Source organism: Aurantimonas sp. DM33-3, from assembly GCF_014334315.1.
GTDB lineage: Bacteria > Pseudomonadota > Alphaproteobacteria > Rhizobiales > Rhizobiaceae > Aurantimonas > Aurantimonas coralicida.
The window spans coordinates 285987-308713 of sequence record NZ_JACSGS010000004.1 but is presented as its reverse complement, the minus strand read 5'-3'; the positions used below and the strand labels follow the sequence as shown (position 1 = coordinate 308713).

At 67.2% G+C, this 22727-nt stretch carries 20 protein-coding genes; 13 read left to right on the top strand and 7 right to left on the bottom strand.

The window, feature by feature from the left end:
- Nucleotides 1-173: 173 nt before the first annotated feature.
- A complete protein-coding gene (gene dnaG / locus H9Q09_RS08455) occupies nt 174-2138 on the bottom strand; it encodes a DNA primase (protein WP_187390653.1) in 1965 nt (654 codons plus the stop codon).
- Between the two features lie 159 nt (nt 2139-2297).
- On the opposite strand from dnaG, the gene H9Q09_RS08450 reads away from it, so the two are divergent.
- A complete protein-coding gene (locus H9Q09_RS08450; protein WP_187390652.1) occupies nt 2298-2654 on the top strand; it encodes a CidA/LrgA family protein in 357 nt (118 codons plus the stop codon).
- Entirely contained in the window at nt 2647-3366 is a 720-nt protein-coding gene (locus H9Q09_RS08445) for an LrgB family protein (protein WP_187390651.1), read from the top strand. Before H9Q09_RS08450 ends, H9Q09_RS08445 begins: the two co-directional genes overlap by 8 nt.
- Nucleotides 3367-3396: 30 nt before the next feature.
- Here the strand turns inward: H9Q09_RS08445 and H9Q09_RS08440 are convergent, their stop codons facing one another.
- Nucleotides 3397-3846, bottom strand: a complete 450-nt coding sequence (locus H9Q09_RS08440) for a GatB/YqeY domain-containing protein (RefSeq protein WP_024351285.1) — start codon at nt 3844-3846, stop codon at nt 3397-3399.
- Nucleotides 3847-4261: 415 nt separating this feature from the next.
- Between H9Q09_RS08440 and carA the strand changes: the two genes are divergently transcribed.
- The 5 genes from carA to H9Q09_RS08415 all read left to right on the top strand — a co-directional run bounded on the left by carA (nt 4262) and on the right by H9Q09_RS08415 (nt 11425).
- Nucleotides 4262-5449, top strand: coding sequence for a glutamine-hydrolyzing carbamoyl-phosphate synthase small subunit (gene carA, locus H9Q09_RS08435; RefSeq protein ID WP_187390650.1), 1188 nt, complete (start codon nt 4262-4264; stop codon nt 5447-5449).
- Nucleotides 5450-5678: 229 nt separating this feature from the next.
- Nucleotides 5679-5939, top strand: a complete 261-nt coding sequence (locus tag H9Q09_RS08430; RefSeq protein WP_187390649.1) for a helix-turn-helix transcriptional regulator — start codon at nt 5679-5681, stop codon at nt 5937-5939.
- Nucleotides 5940-6153: 214 nt separating this feature from the next.
- Nucleotides 6154-9585, top strand: a complete 3432-nt coding sequence (gene carB, locus H9Q09_RS08425; RefSeq protein ID WP_187390648.1) for a carbamoyl-phosphate synthase large subunit — start codon at nt 6154-6156, stop codon at nt 9583-9585.
- Nucleotides 9586-9770: 185 nt separating this feature from the next.
- Nucleotides 9771-10244, top strand: a complete 474-nt coding sequence (greA, locus tag H9Q09_RS08420; protein ID WP_024351290.1) for a transcription elongation factor GreA — start codon at nt 9771-9773, stop codon at nt 10242-10244.
- A gap of 134 nt (nt 10245-10378) precedes the next feature.
- Entirely contained in the window at nt 10379-11425 is a 1047-nt protein-coding gene (locus H9Q09_RS08415) for a glycosyltransferase family 4 protein (protein WP_187390647.1), read from the top strand.
- On the opposite strand, the gene H9Q09_RS08410 is transcribed toward H9Q09_RS08415, so the two are convergent.
- The gene (locus tag H9Q09_RS08410; protein WP_187390646.1) at nt 11401-12252 is read right to left on the bottom strand and encodes a glycosyltransferase family 25 protein; all 852 of its coding nucleotides are present in this window, start codon (nt 12250-12252) and stop codon (nt 11401-11403) included. The genes H9Q09_RS08415 and H9Q09_RS08410 overlap by 25 nt on opposite strands.
- Nucleotides 12253-12271: 19 nt before the next feature.
- Complete coding sequence (locus H9Q09_RS08405) at nt 12272-13657, bottom strand: TrkH family potassium uptake protein (RefSeq protein WP_187390645.1); 1386 nt, start codon at nt 13655-13657, stop codon at nt 12272-12274.
- Nucleotides 13658-13917: 260 nt separating this feature from the next.
- Here H9Q09_RS08405 and trxB point away from each other — a divergent pair, with 260 nt between their 5' ends.
- Complete coding sequence (gene trxB, locus H9Q09_RS08400; protein ID WP_187390644.1) at nt 13918-14889, top strand: thioredoxin-disulfide reductase; 972 nt, start codon at nt 13918-13920, stop codon at nt 14887-14889.
- Between the two features lie 57 nt (nt 14890-14946).
- Entirely contained in the window at nt 14947-15843 is an 897-nt protein-coding gene (locus H9Q09_RS08395) for a LysR family transcriptional regulator (RefSeq protein WP_024351295.1), read from the top strand.
- Between the two features lie 148 nt (nt 15844-15991).
- On the opposite strand, the gene H9Q09_RS08390 is transcribed toward H9Q09_RS08395, so the two are convergent.
- Nucleotides 15992-16468 carry an SRPBCC family protein gene (locus tag H9Q09_RS08390; protein ID WP_187390643.1) on the bottom strand — a complete coding sequence of 159 codons (477 nt, stop codon included), beginning with the start codon at nt 16466-16468 and terminating at the stop codon, nt 15992-15994.
- A gap of 442 nt (nt 16469-16910) precedes the next feature.
- On the opposite strand from H9Q09_RS08390, the gene H9Q09_RS08385 reads away from it, so the two are divergent.
- Nucleotides 16911-17918: a heme-binding protein gene (locus H9Q09_RS08385; protein ID WP_210315264.1), complete on the top strand. Its 1008-nt coding sequence runs from the start codon at nt 16911-16913 to the stop codon at nt 17916-17918.
- Between the two features lie 233 nt (nt 17919-18151).
- A complete protein-coding gene (locus H9Q09_RS08380) occupies nt 18152-18874 on the top strand; it encodes a hypothetical protein (protein WP_246716057.1) in 723 nt (240 codons plus the stop codon).
- Nucleotides 18875-19090: 216 nt separating this feature from the next.
- On the opposite strand, the gene H9Q09_RS08375 is transcribed toward H9Q09_RS08380, so the two are convergent.
- Both H9Q09_RS08375 and H9Q09_RS08370 read right to left on the bottom strand, forming a co-directional pair.
- On the bottom strand, nt 19091-19438 hold the full coding sequence (locus H9Q09_RS08375; RefSeq protein ID WP_009210007.1) for a cupin domain-containing protein: 348 nt from the start codon (nt 19436-19438) through the stop codon (nt 19091-19093).
- Nucleotides 19439-19565: 127 nt separating this feature from the next.
- Nucleotides 19566-20843, bottom strand: coding sequence for an O-acetylhomoserine aminocarboxypropyltransferase (locus tag H9Q09_RS08370; protein ID WP_187390640.1), 1278 nt, complete (start codon nt 20841-20843; stop codon nt 19566-19568).
- 197 nt (nt 20844-21040) lie between these two features.
- On the opposite strand from H9Q09_RS08370, the gene H9Q09_RS08365 reads away from it, so the two are divergent.
- Entirely contained in the window at nt 21041-22147 is a 1107-nt protein-coding gene (locus H9Q09_RS08365; RefSeq protein WP_187390639.1) for a Gfo/Idh/MocA family oxidoreductase, read from the top strand.
- 57 nt (nt 22148-22204) lie between these two features.
- Nucleotides 22205-22708, top strand: a complete 504-nt coding sequence (locus tag H9Q09_RS08360) for an N-acetyltransferase (protein ID WP_187390638.1) — start codon at nt 22205-22207, stop codon at nt 22706-22708.
- Nucleotides 22709-22727: the final 19 nt, after the last annotated feature.

Here is a 22727-nt window from a genome sequence, read left to right as displayed (position 1 = left end):
CGCTGATCAAGCAGGACGACGCCCCCAAGAAGGGGCATGTAGCGGCAATTTCAAGCGCGGAGACCGGACGATTGCCCACGACCTCATCCATATGATGAGTCAAGTGCTTGAAAGCAATGGTCTACCTGCACGCAGCGGCAGTGCTCCAGGCTGCGGGCCGTCCGTCAGAATGGTTATATGGCCTTCGCAGGCCGCCCCGACAAGGTGCCGAAGCCCTCGATCAGGGCTTCCGTGCCGTCGACGCGCTCGAGTTCGCGCTTGACCTCCATCAGGTGGGCGAAGGCCGCTTCGGAGGATTCGCGGCCGAGCGCCTCCTCGGCAAGTTTCAGCTCCGAGGCCAGCGCCCGCGACCGATGATGCAGGTGCAACGCCTGGCGAACCGCCTCGCGCGCGTCCTCGGGCGCGGCGTCCGACAGGAACGGCCAGAGGCGCACCATGCGGGCCTTGTTCTCGTAGCTCTCGAAGATGTCGCGGGCGCCGCGGGCCTGCAGCTCGGCCAGAAGCGCGTCGCGATCGGCGGGCGGGCTTTCGGCATAGGCGTCGAGGACGCAGGAGCGCAGCCGGTCGAGATCGCCCGTCGGCAGGTCGAGATCGGCGAAATAATCGAACTCCTCGTGGATCAGCGCCGGATGATTGACGAAGCCGAGGACGATGGCGATTTCGCGCAGCGAGGGTTGCGGCCCCTGCTGCGGACGCATCAGGCTGGAGCGCGCGAGGCGGTCCGAGATCGCCGAGCGCCGGCCGCCGGCCGCGCCGCCGCGGCGCTGCCCGCCGCCGCGATCGTCCCTGTCCCGGCCCCCGCCCCGGTTGTCGCGGCCGTCGCGGCGATTGCCGTAGCCGGCCGTCTTGGCCGAACCGCCGAAGAAGGAGCGCAGTCGCTCCTCGACGTCCTGCAGATAGTGCCGGCGCACGCTTTCGTCGCCGACCTGGCGCAGCAGCGCCTTGACCCGGTGTTCTAGATCGGCGCGACGCTCCGGCGTGTCGAAATCGCCGCCGGCGGTCTCGCGCATCCACAGGAGATCGGCGAGCGGCCGGGCCGCGCCCTGGATCTCGCGGAACGCGTCCGGCCCGCCCTCGCGCACCAGATCGTCGGGGTCCTTGCCCGGCGGCATCAGGGCAAAGCGCAGCGACCGCCCCGGTTTGAGGGCCGGCAATGCCAGTTCGGCGGAGCGATGGGCGGCCTTCAGCCCCGCGGCGTCGCCGTCGAAACACAGGATCGGCTCGCCGGTCGAGCGCCACAGAAGGTCGAGCTGGCGCTCGGTCAGCGCCGTGCCGAGGGGCGCCACGACATTTTCGAAGCCGGCCTGCGCCAGGGCGATCACGTCCATGTAGCCCTCGACGACGACCAGCGTGCCGGCCGCCTTCGCCGCGCGCCGGGCCTGGCCGAGATTGTAGAGCACCTGCCCCTTGTGGAAGATCTCGGTCTCCGGCGAGTTCAGATATTTCGCCTGGGCCTCGGCCGACATGGCGCGGCCGCCGAAGGCGATCGGCTTGTCGTGCAGGTCGACGATGGGGAACATGATGCGGTCGCGGAAGCGGTCGTAGGAGACGGCGATCCCCTCGCCATGGACGACCAGCCCGGCCGCCTCGATCTCGCTGCGGCCGACGCCCTTGGAGGCCAGATATTCCTTCAGCCGGTTGCGCGAATTGGGCGCATAGCCGAGGCCGAATTTCTTCTGGGTGTGCGGGGTCAGGCCGCGGTCGCGCAGATAGGCGCGGGCCTTGGCGCCCTCCGGCTCCTGCAGCATGGCCTGGAAGAAGCTGCTGGCATGGCGCATGGCGTCGACGATGGTCGCCTTGGCCGCCTCGCGCTGCTCGGCCTGGGCGTCGCGCGCCGGCATCGGCACGCCGGCCTCGGCCGCCAGCCGCTCCACCGCCTCCGGAAAGGACAGGCCTTCCAGCTCGGTCAGGAAGCGGAAATGGTCGCCGGACACGCCGCAGCCGAAACAGTGATAGCGCCCCTTGGCATCCTCGCAGTGGAAGGACGGCGTCTTCTCGCCATGGAACGGGCAACAGGCCCAGTGGTCGCCGCGACCCGGCTGCGACTTGCGCCGGTCCCAGGTCACACGCCGGCCGATCACGTCCGAGATCGGGATCCGGTCGCGGATGTCGTCGAGAAAGGCGGGAGAGAAGCGCATGAGGTGCCTGATACAGCCTTTGACGACCGCTTGTCATCGACTCTTGACGCGGGGGTGGACGGATCGCCCTCGCCGGTCGTCGCGAGGGGGCGCCAAAGCCTTGCGAAGCGTGCCTGGGGCGATGATAGCTGATCCGTGTCGCGACGAAGAGGTGCCCCCTTGCTGCAAGCCCTGACCGCCATCTTCCTGTGCCAGCTCGCCGGCGAAGCGATCACGGTCGCCACCGGCCTGCCCCTGCCCGGCCCGGTCATCGGCATGGCGCTGCTGTTCGCCCTCCTTCTCATCAAGCGCAAGGTGCCGGACGATCTGGGCAAGGTCGGCGACGGCCTGCTGTCGCATCTGTCGCTGCTGTTCGTGCCGGCCGGCGCCGGGATCATGATGCATGTCGGGCGGCTGGAGGGGGAGATCCTGTCGGTCGGGGTGACGCTCGTCGTCTCGACGCTGGCGACCATCGCCGTCACCGCCTTCCTGATGAACCGTTTCGGCCCCGGCCGGAAGGCGGCGCGCCGTGGGTGAGACACTCGTCGACGTCTGGGTCTATCTGGCCGCCAGCCCGCTCCTGTTCCTGACCATGACGCTGGTCGCCTATCAGGCCGCGACCTGGCTCTATCGCAAGGCCGGTTCGACCGCGCTGCTGAACCCGGTGTTCCTGACCGTGGCGGCCATCGTCGCGGTGCTGACGCTGACCGGCACCAGCTACCCGACCTATTTCGAGGGCGCGCAGTTCATCCATTTCCTGCTGGGGCCGGCCACCGTGTCGCTGGCGATTCCGCTCTATCGCCAGTTCGACCGGGTGCGCGAGAGCGGGCTGGCGGTCGCGGCGAGCCTGTTTGCCGGATCGCTGACGGCCCTCGCCTCGGCGATCGGGCTCGGCTTTCTCCTGCGGGCGGATGCGGTGAGTCTGGTCTCGATGGCGCCCAAATCGGTCACCGCGCCGGTCGCCATGGGCATCGCGGAGAAGCTCGGCGGCCTGCCCTCGCTGACCGCGGTCTTCGTCATCGCAACGGGGATTCTCGGCGCCTCGCTGGGGCCGGTGCTGCTGGATTTGATGGGGATTCGCGATCCGGCGGCGCGGGGCTTTGCCATGGGCACCGCCTCGCATGGCATCGGCACGGCCCGGGCCCTGCAGGAGAGCGAGATCGCCGGGGCCTTCTCGGGCCTCGCCATGGGCCTCAACGCCCTGGCGACGGCGATCATCCTGCCGCTGCTGTGGACGTTTCTGTTCTAGCTTGGGGAGATCGTCGTTCGGTCGCCGCGCCTAGCGCAGCAGGCCCTTCACCACGGTGGAGGCCTTGCCCATGTCCATCTTGCCCGGATAGCGCTCCTTGAGCGCGTTCATGCAGCGCCCGACGTCGCGCAATCCGCGCGACTCGGTGTCTTCCACCACTTCGCGGCAGGCCTGTTCCATCTCGCCGGAATCGAGCTGCGGCGGCAGCAATTCGCGAATCACCGCGATTTCGCGGCGCTCCTGGTCGGCCAGCGCCGGCTGGCCGGTCTCGTCGAAGCCCTTGGCCGATTCGATCCGCTGCTTGATCATCTTCGACAGGATCTGCAGCACCTCTTCGTCGCTGACCGGATCACGCCCGGCCGTGCGATTGGCGACGTCGCGATCCTTGATGGCGGCGTGGATCAGCCGCAGCGTGGAGCAGCGGGTCTTGTCCTGGCCATTGGTCGCGGATTTGAGGGCGTCCGCAAGATGCTCGCGCATGGGATCTTTGTCTTTCAGGTTTCGTGAACAGTCTGCATGACCGACGAATGCCACCAGTCCGATACTAATCCATACCTAACGGATGAAAAGGTAAAGCCGGGTCCGGGCGGCGATTCCAGCCTCGGCACAGGAGAGCGCCGCTGGTCCATGTCTGATCGGGCCGTCAAGGCCGCCGTTTTGCAATCCTGTCATCGTGACGATCTGCGCGAATGCCGGTCCGGCACCCGCCGGCTTCCTGCCGTGCAGCGTGGCGCGCATGTAGAAAATCGCGGAAGACTCCGCAAGGTCCCTTGCAACGACCGCCGTCTCGGCAGATATCGCGGGGACTTGCCGGCGCCGATTGAAGGCCTGCCGATGCGACGCTGCGGCCGCGATGGCTGGCCCGGCACGGACCCACAGACGAAAGAGGCGCCCCATGACCGAAGGCTGGACAATCCGCAAGCCGACCGCAGTTCTGGTGCTGGCAGACGGGACGGTCATTGACGGTTTCGGGCTCGGCGCCACCGGCGCGATCGAGGGCGAGGTGTGCTTCAACACCGCCCTCACCGGCTACCAGGAGATCCTCACCGATCCCTCCTATGCGCGGCAGATCGTCACTTTCACCTTCCCGCATATCGGCAATGTCGGCGCCAATGACGAGGACCAGGAGGATCTGGTCCCGGCCAATGCGACCGGCGCGGTCGGCGCGATCTTCCGGGCCGACGTGTCCGAGCCATCGAACTATCGCTCCTCCGGCCACCTCAATGCCTGGCTCAAGGACCGCGGCGTCATTGCCCTGTCCGGCGTCGACACCCGCGCCCTCACCGCGCTGATTCGCGAAAAGGGCGCCGTGAACGCCGTGATCGCGCACGAGCCGGACGGCCAGTTCGACCTCGACGCCCTGAAGGCGCGCGCCGCCGCCTGGAGCGGCCTTGTTGGCCTCGATCTCGCCAAGGAAGCGGCGGGCTCCGAAGCGGTGATCTGGGACGAGAAGCCCTGGGTCTGGAATGCCGGCTACGCCTCCGAGGCCGAGCCGCGCTACACCATCGTCGCCATCGACTACGGCACCAAGCGCAACATCCTGCGGCGCATGGCCGGCGAAGGCGCGCGGGTGATCCTGGTGCCGCCGACGACCAGCGCCGAGGACATCCTCGCCCACAATCCGGATGGCGTGTTCCTGTCGAACGGCCCGGGCGATCCGGCGGCGACCGGCGACTACGCCGTGCCGACCATCAAGACGCTGATCGAGAAGGACGTGCCGGTCTTCGGCATCTGCCTCGGCCACCAGATGCTGGCGCTGGCGCTCGGCGCCCAGACCGAGAAGATGCATCAGGGCCACCACGGCGCCAACCATCCGGTGAAGGACTTCACCACCGGCAAGGTCGAGATCGTGTCGATGAACCACGGTTTCGCCGTGGCGGCCGATTCGCTGCCCGAGGGTGTTGAGGAGACCCATCGCTCGCTGTTCGACGGCTCCAATTGTGGCCTGCGCCTCACCGGCAAGCCGGTCTTCTCGGTCCAGCACCATCCCGAGGCATCGCCCGGCCCGCAGGACTCGCATTATCTCTTCGACCGGTTCTTCCGGATGATCGACGAGCACAAGGGCCGCAAGGCCGCCGCCTGAGCGCGGCAACGGGCGATGGCGACAAACACCGCAACCCGGCTGACCGACCGCCGTCCCAACTCGCGGACGGGATGGCGGGTCAGGCGGGCGGCGACGCACCGCCGCACCGTCGGCACGCCCGTCGGTTTTCTCGCCCTGGCCGACGCGATAGCATGGGCCCGGACCCCGTACTGCGGGCCGACCGGCAGCCGCCGGCCGCAGATGCGCCGGTCCGGTCACGGGAGGGCCCATGAACGCTGATGACTTCAGGGCCTGGCGCAAGGCGCTCGGCCTCAAACAGAAAGACGCGGCCGAGAAACTCGGCCTGAAGAAGCGGGTCATCCAGTATTACGAAAAGGGAGCTCGCGACGGAAAGAGCGTCGAGATCCCGAAGACCGTGGAGCTGTCGTGCCTGGCGCTGGCGCTCGGCATCGAGACCTATGACGGCCGCGGCCTGCCGCGCAGTGCCTCCGAACTGATTTCGGCCAAACCGCCCCGCCCGGACGCGTGAGCGCCGTGCCGGCCAGACAGGCATGGGATGCCGTCTTCCCGCCCCTGCCGACCGGCCGATCGCGTCGCGCACAAGATTCCGGACGATCCACCCTTTCGCCATCCACGCCGGTTGCCTATAAGCCGGCCTCAGCCTCGACAGAACCTGAAGCGACCGGCCGTCACATCGTGCAGCCGGGCTTTTGGCGCGCAACATAACCGGACGAAGCCTCGCCATGCCAAAGCGTACCGATATCAAGTCCATTCTCATCATCGGCGCAGGCCCGATCATCATCGGGCAGGCCTGCGAGTTCGACTATTCCGGCACGCAGGCCTGCAAGGCGCTGAAGGCGGAGGGCTACCGGATCATCCTGGTCAACTCCAATCCGGCGACGATCATGACCGACCCGGATCTGGCCCACGCGACCTATATCGAGCCGATCACCCCGGAAGTCGTCGCCAAGATCATCGCCAGGGAGCGGCCGGACGCGCTGCTGCCGACGATGGGCGGCCAGACCGCGCTCAACACGGCCCTGTCGCTGCGCCGCATGGGCGTCCTGGAGAAATACGGGGTTGAGATGATCGGCGCCGATGCCGACGCCATCGACAAGGCCGAGGACCGCGCGCTGTTCCGCGAGGCCATGGCCAAGATCGGCCTGGAGACCCCGCGCTCGCTGCTGGCCAACGCCACCGACGCCAAGTCGGCCGACCGCAAGGTCCACGACACCCGCCGCGCCGAGATCATCGCGACCATCACCGACGAGGCCGAGCAGGACGCGGCGCTCGCCGCGCTGGAGCACGAGTGGCTGATCGGCGAGCCCGACCGCAAGCAGCGCTACATGACGCGGGCGCTGGCCGCGGCGGCAGAAGCGCTCGAGGAAGTCGGCCTGCCGGCGATCATCCGGCCGTCCTTCACGCTCGGCGGTACCGGTGGCGGCATCGCCTACAACCGTTCGGAATTCTTCGAGATCGTCGAGGGCGGCCTCGACGCCTCCCCGACGACCGAGGTGCTGATCGAGGAAAGCGTCCTCGGCTGGAAGGAGTATGAGATGGAGGTCGTCCGCGACAAGGCGGACAATTGCATCATCGTCTGCTCCATCGAGAACATCGACCCGATGGGCGTCCATACGGGCGATTCGATCACCGTCGCGCCGGCGCTGACGCTGACCGACAAGGAATACCAGATCATGCGCAACGCCTCGATCGCGGTGCTGCGCGAGATCGGGGTCGAGACCGGCGGTTCGAACGTGCAGTTCGCCGTCGATCCGCAGACCGGCCGCCTCGTCGTCATCGAGATGAACCCGCGCGTGTCGCGCTCCTCCGCGCTTGCCTCCAAGGCGACCGGCTTCCCGATCGCCAAGGTCGCGGCCAAGCTCGCCGTCGGCTACACGCTCGACGAGCTGGAGAACGACATCACCGACGGCGCGACGCCGGCCTCCTTCGAGCCGTCGATCGACTATGTCGTCACCAAGATCCCGCGCTTCGCCTTCGAGAAGTTCCCCGGCTCCGAGCCGATCCTGACCACGGCGATGAAATCCGTCGGCGAGGTCATGGCGATCGGGCGGACCTTCGAGGAATCGCTGCAGAAGGCGCTGCGCGGCCTCGAGACGGGCCTCGACGGCCTCGACGAGATCGAGATTCCGGGCATCGGCGAAGGCGACGACAAGAACGCCATCCGCGCCGCGCTCGGCACGCCGACGCCGGACCGGCTGCTGATGGTCGCCCAGGCGCTGCGCATGGGCACCTCGCCGGAGCAGGTTCACCAGTCGTGCAAGATCGATCCGTGGTTCATCGCCCGGATCAAGGCGATCATCGACCTGGAAGAGAAGATCCGCACCCACGGCCTGCCCGACGACGCCGACAATCTGCGCTTCCTGAAGTCGGTGGGCTTCTCCGACGCGCGGCTGGCCAAGCTGATCGGCGGCGAGACGGCCGATATCTCGGCCCTGCGCGACCGGCTCGACGTGCACCCGGTCTACAAGCGGATCGACACCTGCGCGGCCGAGTTCGCCTCGCCGACGCCCTACATGTACTCGACCTACGAGCGGGCCTTTGCCGGCGAGATGCGCTCCGAGGCCGCGGTCACCGACGCCAAGAAGGTGGTCATCCTCGGTGGCGGCCCGAACCGGATCGGCCAGGGCATCGAGTTCGACTATTGCTGCTGCCACGCGGCCTTCGCGCTACAGGATGCCGGCTACGAAGCCATCATGATCAACTGCAACCCGGAGACCGTGTCGACCGACTACGACACGTCGGACCGGCTGTATTTCGAGCCGCTGACCGCCGAGGACGTGCTCGAGGTCCTCAAGGCCGAGCAGACCGCCGGCACGCTGCATGGCGTGATCGTGCAGTTCGGCGGCCAGACCCCGCTGAAGCTCGCCGAAGCCTTGGAGAAGGCCGGTATCCCAATCCTCGGCACCTCGCCGGACGCCATCGATCTCGCCGAGGACCGCGACCGCTTCCAGCGGCTCCTGAACGAGCTCGGCCTGCGCCAGCCGCGCAACGGCATCGCGCGCTCGGTGGACGAGGCCCGCGAGATCGTCGCCCGCATCGGCTATCCGGTCGTCGTGCGCCCGTCCTACGTGCTGGGTGGCCGGGCCATGGAGATCGTCCGCAACGAGGCGCAGTTCGAGCGCTACATGCACACGGCCGTGGTCGTCTCCGGCAAGTCGCCGGTGCTGATCGACTCCTATCTGTCGGATGCCATCGAAGTGGATGTCGATTGCCTCAGCGACGGCACCTCGACCTATGTCGCCGGCATCATGGAGCATATCGAGGAGGCCGGCATCCATTCGGGCGACTCGGCCTGTTCGCTGCCGGTCCATTCGCTGTCGACGGAGATGACCGACGAACTGGTCCGCCAGACCCGCGAGATGGCGCTGGCGCTGAAGGTCGGCGGCCTGATGAACGTCCAGTTCGCCATCAAGGACGACGTGGTCTACGTCCTCGAAGTGAACCCGCGCGCCTCGCGCACTGTGCCCTTCGTCGCCAAGACCATCGGCGCGCCGATCGCCAAAGTCGCCGCCCGGATCATGGCCGGCGAGACGCTGGACGCGGCCTTCGCGGCCTATGGCGGCGCACCGGACCCGCGCGCCCTGAGGCACATCGCCGTCAAGGAAGCGGTCTTCCCCTTCGCCCGCTTCCCGGGCGTCGACACGCTGCTCGGCCCCGAGATGCGGTCGACCGGCGAGGTCATGGGTCTCGACTACGATTACGCCGTGGCCTTCGCCAAGTCGCAGCTCGGCGCCGGCGTCGACCTGCCCCAGGAGGGCACGGTGTTCATCTCGGTGAAGGAAGCCGACAAGGAGCGCAGCCTCGCGCCGGTCCGCCGGCTCTACGAGATGGGCTTCAAGATCATCGCGACCGGCGGCACCCATCGCTTCCTCGCCGATCGCGGCATCGCGGCCGAGAAGATCAACAAGGTGCTGGAAGGCCGTCCGCATATCGAGGACGCCATCCGCAACCGGCAGGTGCAGCTCGTCCTCAACACGACGGAGGGCGCCAAGGCGCTGTCGGATTCGCGCTCGCTGCGCCGCGCCGCGCTGATCCACAAGGTGCCCTACTACACCACGCTCGCCGGCATGGTGGCGGCCGCGGAGGCCATCGCGGCCCTGCGGAAGGGCAATCTTGAAGTTCGGCCGTTGCAATCGTACTTTAATGCTGCCTGATTGAAACGGCGCCCGACGCCTTGGCGCCCGGGCGTACTTCAATCCGGATAACCAAGCTGGTTCCAGCGACCCCGGTCGTATGGGACCGGTTTGTTATTGTGCTCCGGCCTGGCGCGTTCGCCGTCCGGCAATCAAAGAATAATGCAGATGCCGCGGCAGGGCCGCGCATCGGAAAGGTGGAGGCCATGGAAAAGGTCCCGATGACGAACCACGGTTACGACGCTCTGCGCGAGGAGCTCCGTCGTCGCCAGCAGGAGGAGCGTCCGCGGATCATCGCGGCGATTTCCGAGGCGCGCGCCCATGGCGACCTGTCGGAGAACGCCGAGTACCATGCCGCCAAGGAATCTCAGAGCCTGAACGAGGGCCGGATCTCCGAACTGGAAGACCTGACGGCCCGCGCCGAGGTCATCGACGTGACCAAGATGTCCGGCGCGACGATCAAGTTCGGCGCCACGGTCAAGCTGATCGACGAGGACACCGAGGAAGAGAAGACCTACCAGATCGTCGGCGATCAGGAAGCCGACGTGAAGAAGGGCCGCATCTCGATCTCCTCGCCCATCGCCCGTGCGCTGATCGGCAAGACCGACGGCGACACGATCGAGGTCGCCGCCCCCGGCGGTGCCCGCTCCTACGAGATCATCGAGGTCCGCTGGGCCTGATCGCTTCTGTCTCCGCCCGCCTGTCGGCGCCGCGCCCAGGCGCGCACTGACACGGACGGGCGCTTCCAAGACCGGCAGGCGGACGCGTTGCGCGCCCGCCGCCCCTGCCCGGCAATCGCAGAAGAACGGCCGCCATGGACATCCGGGACGTCGAGGTCATCGCCCCGAACTTCAAGCGCCGGCTGTCGGGCGTCACCTCCACCATCGTCCAGCTGCTGCCACTGCAGGCCCGCACCCTCGGCATCGCCACAATGGGTCCGGACATGCTGCCGTCCGGCGTTCCCCGCCTGCCCTGCTCGGCGCTGCCGAAGCTGTGGACCCGGCCGCGCCATCGCCGCCACCGCATCTGGCATGCCCGCCGCAATATCGAGATGATCGCCGGCATCGTCCTGCGCGACATTCTCCGCATGCCCCTGAAGCTGGTCTTCACCTCGGCCGCCCAGCGCCATCACAAGGGCTTGACCCGCTTCCTCATCCGCCGGATGAATGCGGTGATCGCCACCAGCGCACGCAGCGCCGCCTTCCTGCAGGTGCCGGCGCGAATCGTCATGCACGGCATCGATCTCGAGCGTTTCACCCCGCACGGTCCGCTCCCAAAGGGCCCGCATGGGCAGGCGCTCGAAGGCCGCAGGATCGTCGGATGCTCCGGACGCATCCGGCACCAGAAGGGCACCGACCTCTTCGTCGAGGCGATGATCGCGCTCCTGCCCGCGCGCCCGGACTGGACCGCCGTCATCACCGGTCGCACCACCGCCGAACACGCCGCCTACGAAGCAGGTCTTCGCCAACGCATCGCCGATGCCGGGCTTGCCGACCGCATCCTCCTTCTCGGGGAAGTCGCGGATGTGACTGCGTGGTTCCGGCGGTTCGACCTCTATGTGGCCCCGCCGCGCAACGAGGGGTTCGGCCTGACGCCGCTGGAGGCGATGGCGAGTGGCACGCCGGTGGTCGCCAGCGACGCCGGCGCCTTTGCCGAGCAGATCGTGGAGGGCGTGACCGGCCGCGTGGTGCCGGTGGGCGACGCCGGCGCACTGGCGGATGCCATCGCCCCCTATCTGGACGACGCCGCGCTTCGCCAAAGCGCCGCGGAGGCGGGCCTCGTGCGGGTCAGGGACGCCTTTCCGCTGACGCGGGAAGCGGCGGAAATCCGCGAGGTCTACGAGACGCTCTGGTCGTCGTAGCGGCCAAGGCGCGCAGCCATTGCGTCGCGCGATACCGGCAGGACGGCCGTGAACGCCGCCGCGTCGAAACCTGCCGGGCGAAACTCGACATCGGCGAGACGGCGCGCCTGCACCAGCGCCAGCCGTAGCTGCGTGCCGATCCGCCGGCCGGTATAGGGCAGATTGGCCCAGCTCAGCGGCAGGCGCTGACGAGGCTGATGGATCGACGTCTGGGTCGACAGGCCGACATCGAAGCCGCGCTCTTCCAGGAGATGAACCTGCATGGTCGCCGCCGGCTCGACCTGCGCCGTCCGCAGCCGGCACACGCCGAACATGAAGGCGTCCACCGGGGCGGCCTGCGTCTCGGCCTTCGCCAGCAGCGCGCGGGCGCCGTTCTGCGAGACGAAATAGGCGCCCGCTCCCGACTTCTCGCGCACCAGTTCGGTGAAACGGACCCCGCCGACCGTCCTGCCGCCGCCCCTGCGAAAGAACTTGCGGCGACCGACCGTCTCGAAATTGACGAGGTCGAAACCGCTGGCCGCAGCGTTTGCGGCGGCCTGCGGGACATGCGTGCCGAAGACCGTGTCGTCCTCCAGGACGATCAGGCCGTCCTCGCTGTCAGCCGCCCGCTCCCACAGCCTGCGATGCGAGAGGAAAGCCGCCAGCTCCGGCCGGGTCATCGGCCGCTCCCAGCTTGTGGAGAGACGCCGATAGGTCGCGTCGTCGATATCGGCGACCGTGCAGGCCTCCTGGCGATGCACGTCCAGCCCGAGAGCTTCGGCCTGCACCTCGATGAGCGCCCGGCGCTCGCGGGCGCCGGCGAGATTGATGAACCAGATGTCGGGCATGGCGCGCACCGTTGTTGTCTCAGTCCGTCCAGACCGACGGGAAGAGCAGGATCAGCACCGTCACCAGTTCGAGGCGGCCGAGCAGCATCACGACCGACAGGGTCCACAGGGCCGGGTCCGGCAAGGTAGCGAAATTGCCGGCCGGGCCGATGATCTGCCCGAAGCCCGGACCGACATTGGCGATGGCGGTCAGCGTGCCCGAAAAGGCGGTGATCAGGTCGAGCCCGAACATGGTCAAGAGGACGGTGCCCAGCAGCAGCGTTCCGAAGAACAGGAAGAAGAAGATCGTCACCGTCTGGATCGTCTCGGACGAGATGTCGTCATTGCCGTATTTCAGCCGGATGATGGCATGCGGGCGCACCAGCCGGCGGAAGCTGGAGCGCACGAGGCGATAGAGGATGACGAGACGGTTGGCCTTGATGCCGCCCGAGGTCGAGCCGGCGCAGCCGCCGAGGAAGGTGGCGAGGAAGAACAGGCCGATCGCGGCGTTCGACCACAGCGTATAATCCTCCGAAGCAAAGCCCGTGGTGGTGATCACCGAGACGAGGTTGAAGGCCGACGAAATCAGCGCCTCGCCGAAGGGCGTGTCGTTGACCACCCGCCGGGTCACCGCGATGGCGAAGCTCAGGACGAGGCAGATCATCAGGAAGACGGCGATCTGCGGGTCGCGCCAGAGCTGGAAGCGGCGCGGCAGGAAGGCGCGGATATAGATGACGAAGGGCAGTGCGGCGAGGATCATGAAGAGCGTCGCGGCGACGAGGATACCGTTGCTCTCGAAATAGCCCATCGACGCGTCGTGGGTGGAATAGCCGCCCGTCGCCATGGTGGTCATGGCGTGGTTGACCGCATCGAAGAAGCTCATGCCGAGCGAGGTATAGGCGGCGGTGCACAGGATGGTGAGCACCGTATAGGCCGCGATCAGGCCGCCGGTCAGCTGGTTCACCCGCGGCAGCACCTTGTCCGACTTGTCGGAGCTTTCCATGTGGAACAGCGCCAGGCCGCCGGCCCGCAGCGACGGCAGGACCAGGAGCACCATGCCGATGATGCCGATGCCGCCGAGCCATTGCAGCAGCGAGCGCCACAACAGGAGGCCACGCGGCAGGGCGTCGAGGCCGGAGATCACCGTCGAGCCGGTCGTCGTCAGGCCGGACATGGATTCGAAGATCGCCCCGGCGAAGGTCACGTTGACGGAGGCGATATAGATCGGCAGCGCGCCGATCAGCGTGGCGAAGAGCCAGACGCTGGTGACAAGTTGGAAGCCCAGCCGCTGGGTGAATTTCGGCCGATCGCCGCGGGTGGCTGTGGCCAGAAGGATGCAGATCATCCCGACCAGCAGGCTGCAGCCGACGAAGACGCGCCAGTCCTCGTTCTCGTCGGCGAGGTCGACGAGTGCCGGAATGAGCATCGCGGCCGCGAGTCCCAGCCCGAAATTCGAGGTGACGTACGCGATGGTCCTGAAAATGGAAGGGCTCCGGGACGTGGCATCTTCGGGAGGCGAAGGCCTCGCGTAAAGCGGTCTCTTACCCCCTCGGCGCGCGCTCGGCAATCGAGCGGGGGATGACCGACGCTACGGCAGGCGATCATGTTGCAGCCCAGCATCCCCTCGTCTATTGAACGGGCGGGCGGCCGTCGCCATCTGCCGGACGCCAATCCAGCGAGGCCCATATGACCGAACGCCATGCGGAAATCCTGATCGTCGGCTCCGGCCCGGCAGGCTACACTGCCGCCATCTACGCTGCGCGCGCGATGATGAAACCGCTGCTCGTCGCCGGCCTCCAGGAAGGCGGCCAGCTGACGATCACGACCGATGTCGAGAACTATCCGGGCTATGCCGATCCCGTCCAGGGTCCCTGGATGATGGAGCAGATGAAGGCGCAGGCGCTCAATGTCGGTGCCGAGATGGCCAGCGACCTAATCGTGTCGGCCGATCTCGACCGGCGGCCGTTCCGCCTGACCGGCGATTCCGGCACGGTCTACACCTGCGACGCGCTGATCATCGCGACCGGGGCCCAGGCCAAATGGCTCGGCCTGCCCAGCGAGGACCTGTTCCAGGGCTTCGGCGTCTCGGCCTGCGCCACCTGCGACGGCTTCTTCTATCGCGGCAAGGACGTGGTCGTGGTCGGCGGCGGCAACACCGCCATCGAGGAAGCGCTGTATCTGTCGCACATCGCCAAGTCGGTGACGCTGGTGCATCGCCGCGACGAGTTCCGCGCCGAGCGGATCCTGCAGGAGCGCGTCTTCAAGGCCGACAATATCGAGATCGTCTGGAACAGCGAAATCGACGAGATCCTCGGCGAGACCAAGCCGATGAAGTCGGTCACCGGCGTGCGGCTGCGCGATCGCGTCACCGGCGAGACCAGCGAGCGGGCCACCCATGGCGTCTTCGTCGCCATCGGCCATGCGCCGGCGGTCGAATTGTTCACCGGCAAGCTCAAGCAGAAGCCGTCCGGCTATCTGTGGGTCGAGCCGGGCACGACGCAGACCTCGGTTCCGGGGGTCTTCGCGGCGGGCGACGTCGCCGACGACGTGTACCGTCAGGCGGTGACGGCTGCGGGTATGGGCTGCATGGCGGCGCTCGAAGCAGAGAAATGGCTGGCCGTTCAGGCCGTGGAAGACAAGCGGCAGGCTGCCGAGTAGCTGATGCGGGCAGGCATCGTGCCTGCCGGTCCTCAGGCCGTCCGGGGATAACGACCTATGGCTCTCGACTGGGATAAACTGCGGATCTTTCACGCCGCCGCCGAAGCGGGATCGTTCACCCATGCGGCGGACGTCCTGAATCTCAGCCAGTCGGCGATCAGCCGGCAGGTCGCGGCGCTGGAGCAGGAAGTCGGGACGCCCCTCTTCCACCGCCATGCCCGGGGCCTGGTCCTGTCGGAACAGGGCGAACTGCTGTTCCACACCGCCAGCGACGTCCTGAAGCGGCTCGAGCAGGTGCGCATGCAGCTCACCGAGACGCGCGAGAAGCCGACCGGCAAGCTGCGCGTGACGACCACCGTGGGCCTCGGCTCCGGCTGGCTCACCGAGCGCGCCAAGGAGTTTCTCGAGCTCTATCCCGATCTCGAGCTGCAGCTGGTCTTCGACAACGAGGAAATCGACCTCACCATGCGCAAGGCCGACGCTGCGATCCGCCTGCGCCAGCCGCAGCAGCCGGACCTGATCCAGCGCCGGCTGTTCACGGTGCATCTGCATGTCTATGCGTCGCCGGCCTATCTGAACCGCTTCGGCACGCCGGAGACGGTCGAGGATCTCGACAACCACCGGATCATCACCTTCGGCGAACCGGCCCCGAACTATCTGCGCAACCTGAACACGCTGGAGACGGTGGGCCTGCCCGACGGCAAGAGCCGCAGCCCGATCCTGCAGATCAACAATCTGATGGCGATCCGGTCGGCGATCGAAAGCGGCATCGGCCTGGCGCTTCTGCCGGACTACATGATCGACAAGCGGGTGAAGCTGGTGCAGGTGCTGCCGGAGATGGAGATGCCGACCTTCGACACCTATCTCTGCTATCCCGAGCAGATGCGGAACGCCGCCAAGCTCAAGGTGTTTCGCGACTTCCTGATTTCCAAGGCGCGTACCTGGGCCTTCTGAAGGACGGTCTGCGCTGCCTTCTCCCGCAGTAGGGAGGCGCGACGTGCGTTGCTGGAAACCCGGCGATCGGCACGGTGCGAGCGAGCGCCCCGTGCCGCGCGGCGATCACCGCCGCGAAGGGAACCGACCGGGTGGTCCCCGCCGATTGCTACATTCCGGCCTTTTCGGTGATGCCCTTCAGCCCGGCGTCGTAGATGCCGAGCATGACCTCTTCCGCCTCGGCATCGGTCGCGCCCTTGGCATCGAAGCTGCCGGTCCAGCTGATCTGCGAGCCCTCGCCCGCTTCCGTCACCGTGATGGTCGATTCGTAATTGTCGACCGGCAGCGGGCCCTCCACGGCGGTGTAGGTGTAGCTCATGGCATCTTCGTCCCAGGCCACGAGTTCCTCGACGATCATGGCGCCGTCGCCGAGCGTCAGCGTGCGGCGGGTCTTGCCGTCGGCCTCGGCCTCCTCGCATTTGGCCACCGCCGGATGCCACGCGCCGATCCCGCAGAAATCACCGATCGCAGCCCAGACCGCGGCCGGCTTGGCGTCGACCTCGACCGTCCGGCCGATATCGAGCGCGTAGGCCGGCGCCGCCAGCATCATCGTCGCCGCGGCCACTCCCAAGGTCAGTTTGCGCATATGTCGTCTCCTCCGCACGCACGGCACGGCCGCGCGTCATTGCAGTGCCCGTGATCCAAGCTAGTTCGAACCACTGGAACTGGAAGGGCGAGACAGGTGATCGCCGCGGCGGATGAGGCGCAGGCCGCCCCTCCCCGACAAGATCCGGCGAGCAGGCAAAAAAATGGGCGGCACTGAGGCCGCCCGAAATTTGGCTGGAGTATCAGGCCATGAAAACCTGATGCCGTTCAAACGTGGCCGATACCGGATGGTTGCATCCGGGCCGTCGATTCCGTGAATCATGCGGTTTCCGGCCAAAGCGAGGGCGGAACTGTTCGCACCCGCAACCAATGCAGCACGGTGGCGTTAGGGGAGCGGGGCGCGATCTTACGACCGCAGGCGGGCAGTCGCCCGCCCAGTGGCAAGACGGCGCAGTCAAATTTCGACCTCAGGAGTCACATTCATGTTTCGCGACAAGCCTACCGCCTACGATCGCCTGTCCGACGCACTCAGCGACATCGGCGAGCGTCTCGCGGAGATCGAGGAGCGTGCGGTCGAGACGGTCCGCCCGCGCCCGACGCGCACCGAGCGCCTTCGCCGTTCGTTCGATCGTGCCAACCCGTTCCATTCCGAGCCGACGGGCCTTGCCCGCTACTTGCCGGATTTCGCCACGGGCTGGAGCCTGCCGAGCACGGACGAAGCCCGTCGCCATGCGCGCTCGCTGCGCGACAGCGCCGAGCACGGCGCCCATGACGCCCGCGGCTATTTCGACGACGCGCGCAACTATCTCTCCAGCGTCCGCCTGCCGCGCTCCATCCGCCGCAGCGAGCCGGAGCGGGTTCTCGACAGCCTGCGCGCCCGGCCAGAACTGACCGGCCTCCTCGTCGTCGGCGGCGCGATCGCCGTCGTCGGTGCGGCGTATTTCGTCACCAAGAAGGTGCAGGAGCACACCGAGGAGCCCGATTACGACGTCGTGCGTGACGATGGCGAGATCCAGATCCGCGACTATGACGGCATGGTCGTCGCCGAGACGGTCAAGAGCGGCTACCACGAGAAGGCGCGCCGCAGCGGCTTCGAGACGCTGTACGACTACATCGCGGCGAAGAGCCGGTCGGGCAAGAAGATCGCCATGACCAGCCCGGTGCTGCAGCAGCTCGCCGAGGGCGACGGCCACACCAAGGGCTGGGCAGTCCGCTTCATCATGCCGAAGAAGTACACGCGGGCCAGCCTGCCGGAACCGACCAATACCGGCGTCGCGCTGAAAGAAGTGCCGGCGCGCCGCATGGTGTCGATCTCCTTCTCCGGCAATTTCAACGCCACGCTGGCCAGCAAGCAGCTGATGAAGCTCTACAATTATCTGGCAGACAACAACCTGACCCAGAAGGGCGATCCGGAATACGCCTTCTACAACCCGCCCTGGACGCCGGGCTTCATGAAGCGCAATGAGATCCTCATCGAGATCATGCGCTAACAGTCATCGCAGCAGTGACCGGAACCCTACGGAAACCCGGCCGTCGTGCCGATCCCGAACAAGACCGGAAAGCCCGCCGCGCGCGGGCTTTCTGCTGTCCCGCAGGAAATCCGTACAATTCGACACATTAACTAGGGATCGGCTTTCCGCTCAGGCCGCCACTGAACATGTTGCAATTTCTTCTGCGCTCGTCTTGACTGTTCTCATCTGAACAATCGCTGGAGTGTATGAGTATGAAGCGACTTGTTGCTTTGCTGACCGCGGGGAGCAGCCTGCTGTTCGCCGTCTCGCCATCCATGGCGGGCGGAAGCCGGGCCATCTCCTGCTACCAACCGGTGCATGAGCCGGCGGAATACGCATCGGTCGCGGAAACCGTGATGGTGCGGCCCGCCGAGACCGTCTACGAGACGGTGCCGCCGGTCTATGGCACCGAGAAGCGCCACGTCCTCGTCGAGCCGGAGCGCGTTGTGCGCAGCGTCGTGCCTGCCCGCTACGAGACCGTCGCCCGCAAGGTGCTCATCCATCCGGCCCGGACCGTCCACCGCTCTTCCCCGCCCGTCTATCGCAAGGTCGCCGAAACGGTGATGGTGCATCCGGCGACCGAGCGCTGGGAATGGCGGGTGATCAACGGCCACCGGGTCTATTGCCGCGTCGCCGTGCCGGCGCGCTATGCCACCCGGTATCGCAATGTCGTCGTGGATCCCGGCGACAGCTGGACCGAGACGATCCCGGCCGAATACGGCGTCGAGCATGTCCGGGTGGAGGTCGAGCCGGCCCGCACCCGCGAGCATGTCATTCCCGCGCGCTACGAGACGGTCCGCGAGACGGTGGTGCTGGAACCGGCGCGTTCGGTCGCACGGACCATTCCGGCCGAATACGACACCCGCCATCGCCGGGTGAAGGTGCGGGAAGGCCGCTCCGGCTGGCAACAGGTGCATCTGCGCAACTCCTGCTGAGGCAGGCCGGCCGCACGCATACCATCGACATGAGAACTGGCCGGGCGCATCGTCCGGCCAGTTTGCGTTTGCGGCAGACGCCATGCGGGGCGGCCGCGATCCACGGACATTCGCGAGTCCGGCCAAAGGGCTGGCCGGCGGTCTTCACGGATCGATTCAACGCGGGCGACGGTGCGCGCCCCTACCCCGCCGGCCGATCGGCCTGCCGGAAACCGCTCAGACCTTGATGACGTAGTGCTTCTTGGTCGGCTCCACGACCTTCCAGCGCCCCTTGAAGCCGGGGCGGATGACGAAGCTGTCGCCGGCGACGAGCTTGACCGGCTCGCACCCGTCCTCGGTCAGGACGGAGACACCTTCCAGTATGTGGAAGAACTCCCACTCGTCATAGTCGATGTCCCATTCGCCGGCGGAGGATTCCCAGATGCCGGCGTAGAGACCGTCGCCGGTCTCCTCCATGTTCCAGGTCTTGTTGCTCGGGCGGCCGCTGCGGATCTTGTCCTTGTCGGGCGCGCCGGTCTCGACGGGCACCAGCGCCTTGTCGAACCGGACGAAATGTTCGGTCATGTCGGTCTCCTTCGTCGATCAGCGACGGCCAGAAAGCGCGGCGCGCGCGAGGCGTTCCCGCCACGGCAGAGAAAAGGGCCGGCCGCACGCAGCGACCGGCCCTTTCCGGATGGTTCGAGTGCGGCGATCAGACCTTGGCGAGCGCCTGGTCGAGATCGGCGATGATGTCGTCGACATTCTCGATGCCGATCGACAGGCGCACCACGTCCGGCCCGGCGCCCGCGGCAATCCGCTGCTCGTCGGCGAGCTGCTTGTGGGTGGTCGATGCCGGGTGGATCACCAGCGAGCGGGTGTCGCCGATATTGGCGAGATGCGAAAACAGCTCCAGCGCTTCCACGAAGGTGACGCCGGCCTCGAAGCCGCCCTTCAGGCCGAAGGTGAAGACGGCGCCGGCGCCCTTGGGCGAATATTTCTGCATCATCGCGTGGTTCGGATGGTCCGGCAGCCCCGAATAGGACACCCAGCTGACCTTCTCGTGGCCCTGCAGATGCGCTGCGACGGCCTTGGCGTTGTCGCAGTGGCGCTGCATGCGCAGCGGCAGCGTCTCGATGCCGGTCAGCAGCATGAAGGCGTTGAAGGGCGAGATCGCCGGTCCGAGATCGCGCAGGCCGAGGACACGACAGGCGATGGCGAAGGCGAAATTGCCGAAGGTCTCGTGCAGCACGACGCCGTTATATTCGGGCCGCGGCTGCGACAGCATCGGGTAGCGATCGTTCGCCGACCAGTCGAAGGTGCCGGCATCGACGATCGCGCCGCCCATGGAATTGCCGTGGCCGCCCATGAACTTGGTCAGCGAATGCACGACGATGTCGGCCCCGTACTCGATCGGCCGGCACAGATACGGCGTCGCCATGGTGTTGTCGACGATCAGCGGGATGCCGTGCTTCTGGGCGATCGCCGAGATGCCGGCGATGTCCACGACGATGCCGCCGGGATTGGCGATCGACTCGATGAAGATCGCCTTGGTCTTGGGGGTGACCGCCGCCTCGAAGCTGGCGAGGTCGTCCGGGTCGGCCCAGTTGACGGTCCAGCCGAACGACTTGAAGGCGTGGCCGAACTGGTTGATCGAACCGCCATAGAGCTTGCGCGAGGCGACGAACTCGTCGCCCGGCTGCATCATCGCCTGGAAGATGATGAGCTGCGCGGCATGGCCCGAGGCCACGGCCAGCGCCGCGGTGCCGCCCTCGAGCGCGGCGACGCGCTCTTCCAGCACCGCCTGGGTCGGGTTCATGATGCGGGTGTAGATGTTGCCGAACTGCTGGAGGCCGAACAGCGAAGCGGCGTGGTCGACATCCTCGAAGACGAAGGACGTGGTCTGGTAGATCGGCGTCGCCCGGGCGCCCGTCGCCGGGTCCGGCTGCGCGCCGGCGTGGATCGCCAGGGTCTCGAAATTCGGTCCGCTCATCTGTCTCTCTCCCCTTCCATGATGGCGTTCCGGACAGCCCTTGCGGGCCCTCCGGTGCTCGGCACGCTCTAGCATGCCGCGCCCGGGGCGGCGAGTTGCCGACACGGATTTTCCAAATGTCGCAGGACCGGGGATGCAACCGCCGCGCATGCCAGCCATTCTGCGAGGATCGAACGAACCACCAGGGGACATCACGCATGCCGAATTCCAACGGACAGATCCGCTACGCCGTCGTCGGCGGCGGCTGGATCTCCCAGGGCGCCTTCATGCCGGGCGTCGGCCAGACATCGAACTCGGTCATGACGGCGATCGTCACCGGCGACCCTGAGAAGGCTGGCGCGCTCGGCGAGCGCTACGACATCAAGCCCTATGGCTATGACGAATACGACGCGCTCCTGGCCAGCGGCGACATCGACGCGGTCTATGTGGCGACGCCGAACTTCCGCCACCGGGAGTTCGCCGAGCCGGCGCTGAAGGCCGGCATTCACGTGCTCCTAGAAAAACCGATGGCCGGCAGCCTTTCCGACGCCGAGGCGATCGAAGCCGCAGCCCGCGCCTCCGGCGCCCGGCTGATGCTGGCCTATCGCCTGCATTCCGAGCCCGGCACCCAGGCGATCCTGGCGGCGATCCGCGCCGGCGAGATCGGCACGCCGCGCTTCTTCACCGCGACCTTCGCGCAGAATGTCGATGCTGCGAACCACCGGGCGCAGAACGGCTTCTGGGCCGGGCCGATCCCCGACATGGGCGCCTATCCGATCAACGCCGTGCGCAATTTCTTCGAGGCCGAGCCGATCTCGGTGACGGCCGTCGCATCGAAGGTGCCCGAGCGCGGCCTCGGCTGCGCCGACACGGTCAGCGTCATCCTCTCCTTCACCGAGGGCCGCGCGGCGAGCTTCACCGTCAGCTATTCCGGCGACAGCGTCGACCGGCTGCATGTGGTCGGCAGCGAGGGGATCATCGAGGCCAACCCGGCCTTCGGCTTCGGCGAGGGCGTCTCCATCGACTTCCGGCTGACGCGGGGTGGCAAGACCGAGGAGCGGACCCATCCGGTGGTCGACCAGTTCGCCGGCGAGACGGCCTATTTCTCCGACTGCATCTTGGAAGACCGCGAGCCCGAGCCGAACGGCGAGGAAGGCGTTCTCGACATGATCGTCATCGAGGCAATCGAGCGGGCGCTGGAGACGGGTCAGCCGCAGGCGCTGGAGCCGCGCAATCGCCAGCGCCGGATGGGCAAGGACCAGGTCCGCGACTTCCCGCTCGCCGACGTGCCAGACTTCGTCAACGCGGCGACGCCCACCGGATAAGGCCATCGGGGCATCACATCGTGTGGTGCCCCGCTTCGCCGCCGCTATACTCCCCCGATGACCTACGACATCCGCCCGGAACGACCGGACGACGCCGCCGAGATCCGGCAGGTCGTCACCGCAGCCTTTGCCGATGCGCCGCACAGCGACGGCACCGAGGGTGCCATCGTCGATGCGCTGCGCGCCGATGACGCGCTGACATTGTCGCTCGTCGCGGTCGCGGACGGGAAGATCACCGGCCATGTCGCCTTCTCGCCGGTGACGATCGAGGGCCGCGATGTCGGCTGGTTCGGGCTCGGACCGGTGGCGGTTTCGCCCGATCGCCAGCGGCAGGGGATCGGCGGCGCGCTCGTGCGGGCAGGTCTCGACCGCCTGCGCAACCAAGCCGCCAGGGGCTGCGTGGTGCTTGGCGATCCCGGCTATTATCGCCGCTTCGGTTTTGCGGCCGATCCGCAGCTTCGCTACCCGGATGCGCCGGCGCCGTATTTCATGCGCCTTGCCTTCGGTCCCGAGATCCCGGCGGGCCGCGTCGCCTATCATGCCGGCTTTGCGGCGCGATGATCGGGCCGGCGCCCAGATC

Coding starts and splice junctions, on each gene's coding strand:
- H9Q09_RS08375 (WP_009210007.1), bottom strand. CDS start 19,438: ATGACCGAACATTTCGTCCGGTTCGACAAGGCGCTGGTGCCCGTCGAG.
- H9Q09_RS08415 (WP_187390647.1), top strand. CDS start 10,379: ATGGACATCCGGGACGTCGAGGTCATCGCCCCGAACTTCAAGCGCCGG.
- greA (WP_024351290.1), top strand. CDS start 9,771: ATGGAAAAGGTCCCGATGACGAACCACGGTTACGACGCTCTGCGCGAG.
- H9Q09_RS08430 (WP_187390649.1), top strand. CDS start 5,679: ATGAACGCTGATGACTTCAGGGCCTGGCGCAAGGCGCTCGGCCTCAAA.
- H9Q09_RS08385 (WP_210315264.1), top strand. CDS start 16,911: ATGTTTCGCGACAAGCCTACCGCCTACGATCGCCTGTCCGACGCACTC.
- H9Q09_RS08370 (WP_187390640.1), bottom strand. CDS start 20,843: ATGAGCGGACCGAATTTCGAGACCCTGGCGATCCACGCCGGCGCGCAG.
- carB (WP_187390648.1), top strand. CDS start 6,154: ATGCCAAAGCGTACCGATATCAAGTCCATTCTCATCATCGGCGCAGGC.
- H9Q09_RS08360 (WP_187390638.1), top strand. CDS start 22,205: ATGACCTACGACATCCGCCCGGAACGACCGGACGACGCCGCCGAGATC.
- carA (WP_187390650.1), top strand. CDS start 4,262: ATGACCGAAGGCTGGACAATCCGCAAGCCGACCGCAGTTCTGGTGCTG.
- trxB (WP_187390644.1), top strand. CDS start 13,918: ATGACCGAACGCCATGCGGAAATCCTGATCGTCGGCTCCGGCCCGGCA.
- H9Q09_RS08405 (WP_187390645.1), bottom strand. CDS start 13,657: ATGCTCATTCCGGCACTCGTCGACCTCGCCGACGAGAACGAGGACTGG.
- H9Q09_RS08395 (WP_024351295.1), top strand. CDS start 14,947: ATGGCTCTCGACTGGGATAAACTGCGGATCTTTCACGCCGCCGCCGAA.
- H9Q09_RS08440 (WP_024351285.1), bottom strand. CDS start 3,846: ATGCGCGAGCATCTTGCGGACGCCCTCAAATCCGCGACCAATGGCCAG.
- dnaG (WP_187390653.1), bottom strand. CDS start 2,138: ATGCGCTTCTCTCCCGCCTTTCTCGACGACATCCGCGACCGGATCCCG.
- H9Q09_RS08390 (WP_187390643.1), bottom strand. CDS start 16,468: ATGCGCAAACTGACCTTGGGAGTGGCCGCGGCGACGATGATGCTGGCG.
- H9Q09_RS08410 (WP_187390646.1), bottom strand. CDS start 12,252: ATGCCCGACATCTGGTTCATCAATCTCGCCGGCGCCCGCGAGCGCCGG.
- H9Q09_RS08365 (WP_187390639.1), top strand. CDS start 21,041: ATGCCGAATTCCAACGGACAGATCCGCTACGCCGTCGTCGGCGGCGGC.
- H9Q09_RS08380 (WP_246716057.1), top strand. CDS start 18,152: ATGAAGCGACTTGTTGCTTTGCTGACCGCGGGGAGCAGCCTGCTGTTC.